Annotated in this window: 13 protein-coding genes; 3 read left to right on the top strand and 10 right to left on the bottom strand. The window is 45.2% G+C overall.

The window, feature by feature from the left end; all coding sequences use genetic code 11:
- Positions 1-122: 122 nt before the first annotated feature.
- From ACYVGR_RS14495 to ACYVGR_RS14480, 4 genes are all read right to left on the bottom strand, one after another.
- Entirely contained in the window at positions 123-944 is an 822-nt protein-coding gene (locus ACYVGR_RS14495) for an acyl-CoA desaturase (RefSeq protein WP_460957793.1), read from the bottom strand.
- Between the two features lie 106 nt (positions 945-1,050).
- The gene (locus ACYVGR_RS14490; RefSeq protein ID WP_460957791.1) at positions 1,051-1,710 is read right to left on the bottom strand and encodes a DUF4159 domain-containing protein; all 660 of its coding nucleotides are present in this window, start codon (positions 1,708-1,710) and stop codon (positions 1,051-1,053) included.
- Positions 1,707-2,414, bottom strand: a complete 708-nt coding sequence (locus ACYVGR_RS14485; protein WP_460957789.1) for a 16S rRNA (uracil(1498)-N(3))-methyltransferase — start codon at positions 2,412-2,414, stop codon at positions 1,707-1,709. The genes ACYVGR_RS14490 and ACYVGR_RS14485 overlap by 4 nt, the downstream gene beginning before the upstream one ends.
- Before the next feature lie 38 nt (positions 2,415-2,452).
- Positions 2,453-3,346, bottom strand: coding sequence for an alpha/beta hydrolase (locus ACYVGR_RS14480; protein WP_460957787.1), 894 nt, complete (start codon positions 3,344-3,346; stop codon positions 2,453-2,455).
- Between the two features lie 102 nt (positions 3,347-3,448).
- Between ACYVGR_RS14480 and mtaB the strand changes: the two genes are divergently transcribed.
- Positions 3,449-4,777: a tRNA (N(6)-L-threonylcarbamoyladenosine(37)-C(2))-methylthiotransferase MtaB gene (mtaB, locus tag ACYVGR_RS14475; RefSeq protein ID WP_460957785.1), complete on the top strand. Its 1,329-nt coding sequence runs from the start codon at positions 3,449-3,451 to the stop codon at positions 4,775-4,777.
- Between the two features lie 81 nt (positions 4,778-4,858).
- Positions 4,859-5,221: a DUF1304 domain-containing protein gene (locus tag ACYVGR_RS14470; RefSeq protein WP_460957783.1), complete on the top strand. Its 363-nt coding sequence runs from the start codon at positions 4,859-4,861 to the stop codon at positions 5,219-5,221.
- A gap of 468 nt (positions 5,222-5,689) precedes the next feature.
- Here ACYVGR_RS14470 and ACYVGR_RS14465 read toward each other — a convergent pair whose 3' ends face one another.
- The 3 genes from ACYVGR_RS14465 to ACYVGR_RS14455 form a co-directional block, all read right to left on the bottom strand.
- Positions 5,690-7,024 carry an ammonium transporter gene (locus ACYVGR_RS14465; RefSeq protein WP_460957781.1) on the bottom strand — a complete coding sequence of 445 codons (1,335 nt, stop codon included), beginning with the start codon at positions 7,022-7,024 and terminating at the stop codon, positions 5,690-5,692.
- Between the two features lie 71 nt (positions 7,025-7,095).
- Positions 7,096-8,271 carry an outer membrane beta-barrel protein gene (locus ACYVGR_RS14460; RefSeq protein ID WP_460957779.1) on the bottom strand — a complete coding sequence of 392 codons (1,176 nt, stop codon included), beginning with the start codon at positions 8,269-8,271 and terminating at the stop codon, positions 7,096-7,098.
- 355 nt (positions 8,272-8,626) lie between these two features.
- Positions 8,627-8,977: a 4Fe-4S dicluster domain-containing protein gene (locus ACYVGR_RS14455; RefSeq protein ID WP_182463904.1), complete on the bottom strand. Its 351-nt coding sequence runs from the start codon at positions 8,975-8,977 to the stop codon at positions 8,627-8,629.
- Between the two features lie 133 nt (positions 8,978-9,110).
- Here ACYVGR_RS14455 and ACYVGR_RS14450 point away from each other — a divergent pair, with 133 nt between their 5' ends.
- Positions 9,111-10,145 (top strand): acyl-CoA reductase, encoded by a 1,035-nt coding sequence (locus ACYVGR_RS14450; protein WP_460957777.1) that lies wholly within the window; start codon positions 9,111-9,113, stop codon positions 10,143-10,145.
- 76 nt (positions 10,146-10,221) lie between these two features.
- Here the strand turns inward: ACYVGR_RS14450 and ACYVGR_RS14445 are convergent, their stop codons facing one another.
- The 3 genes from ACYVGR_RS14445 to ACYVGR_RS14435 all read right to left on the bottom strand — a co-directional run bounded on the left by ACYVGR_RS14445 (position 10,222) and on the right by ACYVGR_RS14435 (position 13,790).
- Positions 10,222-11,952: an alpha/beta hydrolase gene (locus tag ACYVGR_RS14445; RefSeq protein WP_460957775.1), complete on the bottom strand. Its 1,731-nt coding sequence runs from the start codon at positions 11,950-11,952 to the stop codon at positions 10,222-10,224.
- A gap of 98 nt (positions 11,953-12,050) precedes the next feature.
- Entirely contained in the window at positions 12,051-12,869 is an 819-nt protein-coding gene (locus ACYVGR_RS14440; RefSeq protein ID WP_460957773.1) for a glycoside hydrolase family 16 protein, read from the bottom strand.
- A 48-nt stretch (positions 12,870-12,917) separates the two neighbouring features.
- Positions 12,918-13,790 carry an alpha/beta hydrolase gene (locus ACYVGR_RS14435; protein ID WP_460957771.1) on the bottom strand — a complete coding sequence of 291 codons (873 nt, stop codon included), beginning with the start codon at positions 13,788-13,790 and terminating at the stop codon, positions 12,918-12,920.
- Positions 13,791-13,890 lie beyond the last annotated feature (100 nt).

Raw genomic sequence — 13,890 nt, 5'->3', positions numbered from 1 at the left:
ATTAGTCGAATCTTGAAAAAATTATAGCGTTTTTCTTGCAAACAAAGACAGTACCCGGAATGACAAAAAACAAAAAGCTCCGATTGCTCGGAGCTTTTTTTATATGTAGTGCTTGGCTTTGCTTAAGCCTCTATTTCTTTTTCAACTTCTTCAACCTCAACCCGGCGGTCATGGCCAACCTCTTGTTGCGCTTTCTTCGCTTCAGCCGACGGTCTTAACCGAACAACGTGTAGCTTGTGCAAAATGCCAATGAGTGGGAAAGTTGGATCAAATTCGAACCATTTAGCACCAAAGTTTGCCGAATTGGGGCGTTTGTGGTGGTTATTCTGGAATAATTCACCCATCATAACAACATCCAGAATCAGCGAATTTTTCGACTTATCCTGATTGTCGAAGTTGGCGTAACCATATTTATGCCCACTCCAGTTGATAATAGCACCATGCACGGGTCCCATTACAAAGTGAACAGGTAACAGGAAGAAAAATGCCCAGTGCATATCCAGGTAGATAAAGGCAAACACATAAAATACAGTGTAGAGAACACCCCAACCTGCCCGCGAAGCCCACGAATCACCAAGCTTTTCAATGAAGTTCCATTCGGGATAATTCCGGTCGAATTGCTTTTCAATAGCTTGTTTGCGGTGCAATACAGCGTTGTAAATATTTTTGGTCTTCCACATCATCGTGAATACATTTTTGGTGTGATGTGGTGAGTGAGGATCTTTTTCGGTATCGCTGAACGCGTGGTGCATCCGGTGCAACACCGCATACGCCCGTGGGCTCAGGTATGATGAACCTTGCGATACATACGTTAAGGCATAGAAAAAACGCTCCCAGAATTTGCTCATGGAGAACATTTTATGGGCAGAATAACGGTGTAGGAAGAATGTTTGGCAAAACAGGGACAAATACCAATGTCCAAGAAATGCGGCTAGTACAATCACAAGCGTAACAAATTAAAAGGTGAACTAGACAAGTCACTAAGAATATTACTACAAAACTAACGATTTTTCGACCGATTTGGGTTTATATCCCCAAATAATACTTTAATTAATTTGTGGTCGTCGCATATTGTAACAGATTGGCGCCCATGCGCAAAGCCTGCTGACGAACGGGTTCGGGGTCATTATAAACACTCTGATCTTCCCAGCCATTGCCCAAATCGCACTCATAGCTGTAAAAACAGACTAATCTTCCCTGATAAATCAGGCCGAAGCCCTGTGGGGCTTTACCATCATGCTCATGCACTTTAGGCAAACCGCTCGCAAATTTGAACTTCTGCTGATAAACGGGATGGTTGAAAGGAAGCTCAACAAAATTGAGTTCGGGAAACACTTTCTTCATTTCCCGACGAATGAACTTATCCAGACCATAGTTATCGTCGATGTGTAAAAAACCACCCGACATCAGATAACGACGCATGTTCTGTACATCGGCATCGCTAAATGTAATATTGCCGTGGCCCGTCATATGAACAAACGGATAGCCAAAAAGATCGGGGCTAGCAGGCTCAACAATGTCTTCTTCCGGGAAGATATTCATCCGCAAATTGGCATTGACAAACTTTATCAGGTTCGGCAACGAGGTTTTGTTGGCATACCAGTCTCCTCCACCATTGTATTTCAACTTGGCAATTTTATAGGCGTATTGGCCCTGGGCAATGCATAATGAATAGTGAATAATGAATACTGTCAGCAATAGCTTTTTCATGCGTTTATAAAGTTCAATAGTTGGCAAGCCGTTAAAGCGGCTGTTTCGGTACGCAGTCGATTAGGGCCAAGCGTTACCATCTTAAAATTAGCCTCAATAGCCTGTTGAATCTCTTTTTCCGAAAAATCACCCTCAGGGCCAACCAACACGGTGTACTTCCCACCTACCGTTGCCACCTTAGCCAAATGCACAGGTGGTTCGTTAGCTGGCAAATGAGCAATAAATCGTTGCTCCTCCGAGATGGTTTTCAACAGCTCGCCAAATGGAATCGCTTCATCTAATATAGGCAAAAACGATTGCAATGACTGTTTCATAGCCGATATGGCAATCTTTTCAATTCGTTCCAGTTTCAGTACTCGCCGTTCAGAATGTTGCCCAAAAAAGAAACTAATTCGTTCAATGCCAATCTCAACGGCCTTTTCCACAAACCATTCGATACGATCCAGGTTTTTGGTCGGAGCCACACAAATTCGGATAGAAAATGGTCGCGGTGCTGTTGTTTGCGTTTCGGTTATTCGAAAGGCGCACCGTCGAGCATCGGCTTTTGTAATAACGGCCGCATAACGGTTTCCTTGTCCGTCAGTTACAGCAATTAGCTCGCCAATTCCAAGTCGAAGCGTTTTAATAGCATGACGCGAATCATCTTCGCTTAAGTACTCAGGCGGATTGGGGCCCTCTAACCCAGATTGATAGAATAAGTGCATACGTAGCACAAAAATACATACTCAATGGATGACAGCCGTTATTTACTGACAACATCGCTCCATAACCAACGCAATGATTCGGGCAGTATCGAACCGCCATGTTTACCGGTATGCCCACCAGTACCACCCACAAATTTGTAGTCGTACTTACTAAACTTCAGAGCGGCTTCCATTTGCAGGTTACTCAGCCACCAGTTGCCGTGGGCATTATCGAGATCATTACTCCCATCCTGTAAGAACACTTTGATATTTCGCTTTGGTGCCTTCCGAATCCAGGATGGATAGACATAGCCGCCTTTAATATTGGTAAAGCTACCGATCTGGCTTAGTACTTTATGGAAATAATCGGGACGTAACCAGGCTGCGGTAAACGCACAGATTCCCCCCGACGAAAGCCCACAAATAGCCCGCATGGTCGGCGAATCGGTTAGTTTATAGGTTTTGCTAAGTTCAGGAATCAGTTCGTCTATCAGCATCCGGGCATACTGATTCGTGATTGTATCGTACTCAAAGCTGCGGTTATCGGCTTTAAAAGGCTCTTTGGGTACCTCATCGCCGTGCTGGCCGGGATTAATAAACAAGCCAATAGTAACAGGCATGGCTTTTTGCTGAATCAGGTTATCGAATACGATCGGAACCCTAAAATCGCCGTCTTCTTTTACGTAGGTATGTCCATCCTGAAACACCATTAAAGCCGCTGGCGTCTTGCCATCGTACTGAGCAGGCACGTATATATAGTACTCGCGAATGGTATTGGGAAACACTTTACTTTTCCAGACATACTTTGTCACAACTCCTTTAGGAACGCCTTGCTGACGTTGCGAATCGGGCCCATACGTGACAGTTTCGCTAACGGGTTGCTGAGCCCAAACTGGCCTCGCCATTAAACCCATAATACTGCAAATCAGGATGATCGGTAGACTATGTTTCATACTAAAAGAAGCACTAAACCCATTAAACCTACCGACTCCCAATTTGAGTAAGGGAACGTAGCCCACCTTTTTTTTGTAATTTTGCAGGATATATTACTAGCTGTGAAAAAAGTCGCTTTCTATACACTCGGTTGTAAATTGAACTTCTCCGAAACCTCGACCCTGGCCCGCCTGATGGAGCAGCACGGTTACGAGCGCGTGGAATTCAACCAGCAACCCGACATCTTCATCATCAATACTTGTTCTGTGACCGACAATGCCGATAAAAAATGCCGGAAGATTGTCCGAGAAGCACAGAAAATAAATCCCGATGGCTATGTGGCTATTCTGGGATGTTATGCTCAGTTGAAGCCCAAAGAAATTTCGGAAATTCCAGGCGTTGATGCGGTTTTGGGTGCATCGGAGAAATTCCGGTTGCACGAACTCATGCCTACGTTTGAGAAAGTGCCGAGCGGTCAACCAGCGCAAGTATTCAACTCACCCATTGAAGAAGCGATTGAATACCATGCCTCCTACTCGCTCAACGACCGGACACGTACGTTCCTGAAAGTTCAGGATGGTTGCGATTACCCTTGCGCCTACTGTACCATTCCACTGGCTCGTGGCAAAAGCCGTTCCGATACGGTTGCCAACGTGGTTCGCGCGGCACAGGAAATTGCCGAACGAGGGGTCAAGGAGATTGTTTTAACCGGCGTAAACATTGGTGATTTTGGACTGGTCGATGGCCAACGGCAGGAAACTTTTTTTGATCTGGTACGGGCATTAGACGAGGTCGAAGGCATTGAACGATTCCGTATTTCAAGCATCGAGCCAAACCTGCTTACCGACGAGATTATTGAGTTTGTTGCCCAATCGAAGCGATTTGTGCCCCATTTTCATGTGCCACTCCAGTCGGGTAGTAACCGTGTATTGGGCCTAATGCGCCGTCGGTATAAACGCGAACTGTATGCTGATCGGGTACAGAAAATAAAGGATTTGATGCCCCATGCCTGCATTGGTGTAGATGTTATTGTTGGACACCCTGGCGAAACCGATACCGAGTTTAAAGAAACTTACCTGTTTCTGAACGAACTCCCCATTTCATACCTGCATGTGTTTACCTATTCTGAGCGGCCTAATACAACGGCAATCGGTATTAAGCCAGTAGTACCCGGTCATGTACGGGCCGAGCGATCAAAAATGCTTCATATCTTGTCCGACAAAAAACGTCGGGCCTTTTATGAATCGCAGGTTGGTCGGGACGCTACGGTACTCTTTGAGGAAGACATCGAAGACGGGAAAATGCAGGGATTCACCGAAAACTACGTTCGGGTAGTTGCGCAATACGATCCGTTACGCATTAACGAAACGCTGCCCGTACGGCTAACGGCCATCAACGCCGAAGGGCTAATGGAGGTAGAAGAGCCCGCTATGATATTGGAAAGCCACTGATTTTTAAGCAACTTGGGCCGGTATAACTACCGGCCTTTTTTGTTTCTCTAGACTCGAGTAAACCAACACTTCCTTTACCTCATGAAACTAGTTGCTGAAATTCTGATTGGCGTAGTTGCCATAGAACACATCTATATCTTATGGCTCGAGATGTTTGCCTGGACAACCCGAGGGCGCAAAACCTTTCGGTCGCTTCCCCAAGACTTGTTTGAACCCACCAAAGCGCTTGCGGCCAATCAGGGGCTGTACAATGGTTTTTTAGCTGCTGGCCTTATCTGGTCTTTATTGATTGACGATAGCGCCTGGCGTGTGAATGTTGCCTATTTCTTCCTGGGTTGTGTTATTGTTGCTGGTATCTATGGGGCGCTAACAGCTCAGAAATCCATCTTTTTCGTACAGGCGCTGCCTGCTATTCTGGCGTTAGTTGTTACGATTTTAGCTTAAATAGTACTTTTTTGGTGATTGCTTGGTATGACCCCGATGGGGTCATATGCTTATAGAAAGGTTATATTAGCTATAAACATTTGACCCCATCGGGGTCACACCCTATCTTACATTCTTATAGCTATTAAAGCTTGCTCTTTTATTTTCTCCGGGTTTTAACCCGGAGAAAAAACATCTTCCATCCATACTCACTTGACGAAGCCAAGCGAGTACAGAAGAACAAAGATCAAGGTCGCACAAGGCAAATATTCTTCATTTCTCGAATTCACTCCTCTATAAAATAGGAAACCGCTCCCAGGCGGGAACGGCTCCATGAGTACAACAAAACCACAGATAAAGCTGCCAGACATAGGCCAGACAGGTGCCTGTGGCTCTGTTGAAGTATCATTTACGATGTACGACTACGAGTTTTGATTTAGGCTGACGCATAGTAGATCAAAATTCGTAAGTCGTACATCGTAATTCTTTCTATGCTTCGATGAGGAATTCGTCGTGCTGGCTTACGTCCAGACCCGACTTCTCGTCTTCTTCAGTTACACGCAGTGGCAGAATCATATCGGTCACTTTCAACAGTGCATACGATAAGACGAAGGCGAATACCGATACACCTACCAGTGCAATCATGTGGTTTACGAACAGAGTTGTTTGGCCAAATGCCAGACCTTCATCAACAACAGCCGAGTTAACACCTTTGCTAGCGAAGATACCCGTCATAACCATACCAACCATACCGCCTACACCGTGGCAAGGGAATACGTCAAGCGTATCGTCCAAAGTTGATTTAGAACGCAGGTGAGCAATGTAGTTCGAAATTATAGAAGCAACCGTACCAATGAAGATCGATGTTGGGATCGTTACGAAACCAGCAGCAGGCGTAATTGCCACCAGACCAACTACGGCACCGATACAGAAACCAAGTGCAGATACTTTTTTGCCTTTAGCAGCATCGAACAGTACCCAGCCCAGACCAGCAGCAGCGGCAGCTGTGTTTGTTGTAGCGAAAGCAGAAGCAGCAAGCGGAGTAGCACCAACTGCCGAACCAGCGTTGAAACCGAACCAGCCGAACCACAGCAGACCTGTTCCTAACAATACGAATGGAATGTTTGCTGGTGGGAAATAGCTAGCTTCGAGGTGCGACTTCCGACGCTTCAGATACAAAGCACCTGCCAGAGCAGCCCAACCAGCCGACATGTGAACAACCGTTCCACCGGCAAAGTCAAGCACACCTAATTTGAACAGGATACCATCTGGATGCCAGGTCATATGCGCTAACGGTGCGTATACGAATAGGCTAAACAAGATCATGAACAGAACGTACGACCGGAAGTTGATCCGCTCAGCCATCGACCCCGTTACCAGAGCAGGTGTGATAACCGCAAACTTCAGTTGGAAGAAAGCGAATACAACCAGCGGGATCGAAGCGGCTAGCGACCATGGCTTACCGTCCAGAACACCTTTGAACATGAAGTGGTCCATTGGGTTACCAACAAAGCCACCGATATCTGAACCAAACGCCAGGCTGAAACCAACTACAACCCATAGAACGCTAATAACACCCATTGCTACGAAGCTCTGAAGCATCGTTGAAATAACGTTTTTGTTATTAACCATACCGCCGTAGAAATACGCCAGACCGGGTGTCATCAACAGAACCAGAGCAGTAGCGACAAGCATCCAGGCCGTATCGCCTGAGTTGATGCCTTCCGTTACGATTTGGGTCGGAACACCGTTGAAACCGGGGATTATGCCGAGCACGGCAACAATTCCCAACAGAATAAGAGGAATGTAATTGGGCTTTTGCATTGTAATCGAGGTTTTTTGTTGTACTGAAATAGTTAAAAATTAAATTAGGTTAAGAAAACGTGGTACGCGTATTAGAATTTAAAGATGGCAGCCATACCGAGGGTAGCTTGTGATTTTGACAGCGATCCGTCGTTTTTCTCGAATTTGTTAGCCGAATAGCTGTCAATTCGTAGTTCAGGCTTGAGGAGGACGTGACCATCTGCAGCTGTGATATTGCCCGTAACCGTGATCGAGTTAACGCTAGCACCGTTACCAGCAGCATCTGTCAGGGCACGCGCGCCGTTTTTGTTGTCGAATGTTTCGTAACGAACGCCTAAGCCAAACTTGTCGGTGAATGCATAGTTAGCATAACCAGCAACACCACCCCAGCTTTTCGACGTAACTGGACCACCTACACCTTGATAATCACCCTTTTGCGAACCAGCGGCAGCATTCAGGCCCAAGAAGAATTTCGAGGTAATCTGATACGTGGTTGTCAGGTCGAAGAGTTGATACATAGCATCATCAGCCGAAACAGCCACAGTGCCATTTGCGTTGGTAATGTCTTTCGATGCTTCGTTTGAGATAATACCGTTCAGGTAAACATTCCAGCCCGAAACTGGGGAGAAGAAGAACTGACCGATCAGACCTTTCTTTTTGTTGTTATCAACCAGATTATCAACGTTGTTAACCAAACCTAACATTAACGAAGCCTTATCACTGAATGCATATTGAGCTTTCAAGCCGATGTGATAGAAGGGACCGTTGTTGAAGAGGTTAGAGAGCGAGTAGTTATAGTTAATCGGAGCATCAATCACCTCATAACCGATATGCGTACCAAACTGACCAGCTGTGAACGACAGTTTATCGGTTGCTTTAAACACGATGTATGCCTGCTTAACGGCTAAAGCCGTTGAACCAGGAGTTCCAAGTAAACCTATGTTGTTACCATAGTTTCCCAGATCAGCGAATGTTCCGAATGTCAGGTCCATTACAGCATCAACTTTACTAGCCGAGTAAACTGCTTTAGCCTGAATCAAGCCAATTCCGAATTGACCAGCTTTCTGATCAAACGCCCGAGCATTTCCAACGCCTGAACCATTCAACCCTAAGTTCGACTGGCTCTTAGGATTATTAAAGTTCCCGAAATAATAGGTGTCCATGTAACCAGAGAAGGTGAACTTTCCAGGAGTGGCACTTGTAGAATCCTGCGCTTGAGCGGCAAAACCAAGAAACAAACAGTTAATAAGTAAAATTGCTTTTTTCATACTAATAATTTGGCGGGGTAAAGATCCGATGTAGGTTATATTTCTGAGCAAATGTTGTCATAGAAATTATTCTATGCAAGTTATAGTGCAAAAAAAACACCCATTTTTGTGTTTTTTAGTCAATATTATTGAAATTAGACTATTAATTCTATTAGAAATGCTGAAAATGACTTAAAATAAAATTTTTTAATTTATTTGGCTTATAAATCAATTTACCAAATATTATTCTTGTAGAAAATTATCAGATTTCGGGGCTATTATCCACGATTTGGAGCCAATAAACGCGTATAAAGCAGCAAAGCCCGATCAGCGGACTGATCGGGCTTTGCCAGATTTTTCTTAATCGACTATACTATTAAGCTTCGGCGTGTAACCATGCTTTTTTAGCTAGTAAGGTTTCTTCTTCCTCAACAACATCTGGATCGGGTACACAGCAATCTACCGGACAAACGGCTGCACATTGAGGCTCTTCATGAAAGCCTACACATTCGGTACACTTATCCGATACAATATAGTAGAATTCGTTTGAGACAGGCGTTTGGGGAGCTTTGCCGCTCACAACTGTACCATCGCCAAAATCGACTTCGGTTAATTCGGTTCCTCCACCCCAGGTCCATTCAACCCCGCCTTCGTAAATAGCCGTGTTTGGGCATTCGGGTTCGCAGGCACCACAGTTGATGCACTCGTCGGTGATCATGATTGCCATGAGCAGTCTGATTTATATACGCTAAAAATATGACTTCCTAAATTGAACAACAAATATAACTATTTAAAGGTTGGCGGCAAACTAATATTTCATTACATTAGTTGATGGTGTATTCCATTTGTTTATCTAATTCATGCTTCAATCAGAACGCCTGCAAACGTTCGTGGCTTTGGGCGACTTTCTTCGCTCAGCCAGTTCACAGCCCGAACTGGACGAAATTGCCCAACGGGCCTATCACAAAAATAATTTTTTCACGCCTGCCAACTCGTTAAATGCGCTGCGGGCTATTGCAGACCAGTTCTTGTCGGTGGATAAACTCACTGCCTGGATTGACCAGTATCCGTCGCTCAAAACAGAGACTTTAAATACGTCCGCCCGCACGGTCGGGGTTGTTATGGCGGGTAATATCCCGGCTGTTGGCTTTCATGATCTACTTTGTGTACTCATGAGTGGTAACCGGCTTTTAGCGAAGCTTAGCTCACAGGATTTTGTATTAATTCATTATTTAATACAAAAAATAAAGGAGATCAACCCAGCGTTCGACCCGTGGATTGAAGAAGCCGAACGGTTAAATGCCGCCGATGTCTACATTGCCACTGGTAGTAACAATACAGCCCGCTATTTCGAATACTATTTTGCCAAGAAGCCGCATCTGATCCGAAAAAATCGCACATCGGTCGGTCTGTTAATGGGTGAAGAGAATGAAGAAGAGTTTCTGAAACTTGGTCGCGACGTTTTAGATTATTATGGGCTTGGCTGTCGTAATGTATCCACCCTATTAGTTCCGGATGGTTACGACTTTGTCCCTCTTTTACGCGCGTTGGAACCGCAGGTATCTTTTTACCTCAATAATCATAAGTATCAGAATAACTACGATTACAATAAATCGATTTATCTGATCAATGCAGTTCCTCACTTCGATAATGGCTTTCTGCTAATAACTGAAAATCCGGGTTTGGTATCGCCTATATCTGTTCTTTATTTTCAGACTTACCAAACTCAGGACGATGCATCAGCCTGGTTAGCTGACCATGCCAGCCAGATTCAGGTCGTAGCTTCGGCAAAGGGATGGTATCCTAACAGCGTTGCTTTTGGGCAAACTCAACGCCCTGGCTTAAGTGATTATGCCGATGGTGTAGATACAATGGCCTTTTTATCAACGTTGTAAAGAAGGTTATCGAGTTGTGAAGTTTAAGTAAGCGTAACTTCACAACTCGATAACCTTATAACTTTATGAAAGGCATTTAATATCGCCAGCTTCTCAAATCAGCTCCTTTGGGGGCCGATGTTTCAATACGTTTCAGAATTTTATCCACATACATTGTATTGTAACGTAGACGACTAATATAATTTGGCTGAGTAGGGTCGCCATTCCAGCAGTGTTCAGCTCGGTCGCCATAGGCTACTTCGCTGTTGGCAGCAGGCTCTTTAACCGTTTTCAGGAAATCCTCCATCAAGTAAACTGCGTTGTTGAGATAGTAATTATCCATATCACCGCAGTAAATATGAATCTTACCGGCTACTTTGGGCCCAAGCGTTTTCCAGTCACGCTTCAAAATATGCATCAGGTCATACTGCTCACGCCAATAGACTGCCACAGTCGAATCAATTTCGCCCGTTAGTTTATTCCACACTCGTTTGGGGTATCCATCGTCGCCAACGGGTGAGTAAACGGCCTCCCAAATATCAAACTGATCGCCAGAGCGATTGTGCGTACCAATAGCCAACTCCCGATGGTTGGTTTCTTCCATCGTAACCTTTACCTGTCCAAGGTAATTACGCTGACTTGGTCGGGGTGTCCGGCGAAATGGCCCTTCCGAATAATAGGCGTTTTTATCTTTATAAAGGTTAAATACTGTATAAGCATCAAACGCGATGGGGTCTGGACAAGCGGCAAAACAACCATTGAACTCGTCGGGATAAAATACCTGTGCCGCTAGAGCCTCCCAACCACCCGTGCTACCGCCATACGTAAACCGAGCCCAACCTTGCCCTATTCCCCTGAATCGCTTTTCGATTTCGGGCAGGAGTTCATACATGATCGCATCGCCGTAGGGGCCAAGATTCTGAGAGTTTACGGCGTAAGAATCGTCATAATAAGGGTTGGCGTGTTGGATCTCTACAATTAACATCCGAGGAAAGTCTTTGCTTGTCCATTTTTTGTAGAAATCATAGGCTTCCTGAGCTACAATCTTTTTATAGCCATGGATATGAAACCGTTCGATGTAATCGGTAGTATCCATGTTGGCCGGTGGCGGGGTTTCGCTAAATCCGTCGAAATCAGCGGGAAAATGGCCATGAAACAAACAGAGCGGATACTTGCTTTCAGGGTGTTCATCAAAACCGGCGGGCAACAACACATTAGCCCCCAGATACATTGGGCGACCCCAAAATTCAGTCAGGCGTTTGCTCTGAATTTTGATATGCTTGATAAACTTTGTGTCTTTGGGTTCGGGGATGGCCGGATTTACCTGATCCATCACTACCGCAATACTTTGCTTAGTTTTCGCTTTTATACTGACTTTTAGCGGCTTACTAAATAAATTTCCGGGCGCTGTTCGCCAATTCTGGCCTTCTCCCCTATCCATTGGCAGTTTCACCGTGTGGCCATCGCTGCGCTTAAACGTTTCGTATTTATGTAAAACGGCCTGCACATAATAATCACCGGGCGCAAGGTCTTTCAAACTCCGCTTTGGATAACCAAAGGCACTGGCATCGACCACGGCTACCTGGCCGGGCTGTAAGCCATTCACATCCAGACCAAACAGTTGCGCCGTTTCCACTGCATCACTCACCTGAGACCGAGGTTCCGGCTTATTGGTTTTAGCCAGAATAAGCAATATACGCCCATCTAACGCGGCTTTACTCTGGGTATTCGGAAACGAAACAGAAAACGTTGTCGGGCCAGCGTTGGGTTGGGCATGGACGCCCGCACTGAGCAGCCCTAGTAAAAGAATAAGTAGCCGATAGCTCATGAGGAAGTTCAGGTTGATTTACAGCAGGTAAGATACTGAATTTGGCAATTCTTGACGCTGTTACCAAATGTATTTCCAGAAAATCAACTTGGACTTCCTTACTGATAAACCCGCACATAATCCACTTCCATACGCCGGGGCCAAATCGTCTCGTCAACGCCTTTTTGGCCACCCCAATTCCCGCCGACCGCCATGTTCAGAATCAAATAAAACGGTTGTTCGAAAGGCCACTGAGCCACATCACTGCCCAAAACAGATTTCTCAACCGTGTAGTATTTTTGATTGTCAACGAAGAAATCAATTTTATCGGCCGTCCATTCAATGGCGTATAGGTGAAAGGCACTTGTCGCATCTTTAATCGTTACCTGCTGTCCTTTTTGCGTACCTTTTACATGATTGTACGCTTCTGTATGTACTGTGCCATGCACAACGCCTTCGTCGAAACCCACATGTTCCATAATATCGATTTCGCCACCGAGCGGCCAGCCAGCCGTAGCAACCTTTTCACCTAGCATCCAGATAGCAGGCCAGGTACCACGACCGGAAGGCAATTTAGCCAGAGCTTCAATCCGGCCATGCTCCCATCTGGCTTTAGTCAGTAAGCGGGCCGATGTGTAGTTTTTTCCCTCGTAGGCTTCCTTACGGGCCTCAATAATGAGTTTACCATTTTCGATACGGGCGTTCTCAGGACGTCGGGCTGTATAATATTCCAGCTCATTATTTCCCCAACCATTTCCCCCTACTTCATAAGCCCACTTCGTTGAATCGGGTAGTCCCTCTTTCGTAAACTCATCCGACCAGATAAGTTTGTAACCAGCAGGTGTGGTGGTCGTACTAGTTGGAACAGCTAGCTCAGGACTTTTACACGCCAGCAAGGCAGCAATGACTAGTACCTTCATTATCAGCATGATTTTCATAGCAACATAACTACCAAATTTCTTTGATCGTGCGAACAAACCACTCTTTCACTCTTTCACTCTCTCGCTCATTGGAAATGCCCACGTCAGAAAATCAGGCATTATAGCACTCCATGTTTCTTGATTATGTTTGCCACCCTTGATTTCCACATAGCGAACATCAGACTGACGATCGTTATTAGTATCATAGCGATAGCCCTTTTTAACTAGTTCACTCATCAGGTCTAGCGTATCGTCGATGGCGTCGATAACACCGTTGTTATTGCGATCGCTGGTTTCATCTTCGGTGCCGGTCTCGAACCAAAACTTCAGTCCTTTGCTATAGTTTCCTTTCCGAACCAAATCGTGCATAATGCGGTCGGTTTCATCCCGATAGCCATCTGCTGTGCTTTTGCTACGCCACCAGAATGAACCCGAAAAAACGCCCGCCTTAGAAAACCGCTCGGGGTGATGAAAGACAATATCAAAGGCCGACAAACCACCCAACGAGAAGCCAGCCACTACAGACTGTGCAGGTTCAACGCTGATATGATACTGTTTTTTAATATACGGTATCAGTTCAGTTAATAGAAAATTGGTATACAAACCAGCTTTACTCCCCCGGTTCATATAATCAGCCTGTGCTGCTGTGCCGTACTCCTGAATTCGGTCGCCGGCATGGATCGCAATCAGCACAAATGGTTGAATAGCTTTTTTCTGATAAAGCGAGTCCAAGATAGTAATCATCCTCAGCCGTTCCAGATCCTGGCCGTCATTGAGGTATAAAACAGGATAGACTTTATTGGAAGCCTGATAATCAGGTGGCAAGACAATATCTAAATGAACGATTCGCTTGAGAGGAACAGAGAATAATGAATCGTCGTGCCGAACCGTTACGGTAGGTGGTTCAGTACAGGTTGAAGCTGGTATAAAGTCAGCCATAAGTACAAGAAATAACGAAATGATAATCTTCACAAACCACAAAGTAGGCATTTTTTTCGATTCATGAGCTTGTCTTTTTTGCCTGAGCCAGCTATTTGTT

The organism is Spirosoma litoris (genome assembly GCF_054776755.1).
The sequence above is the reverse complement of the archived record's forward strand: the minus strand, read 5'-3'. Positions and strand labels throughout refer to the sequence as shown.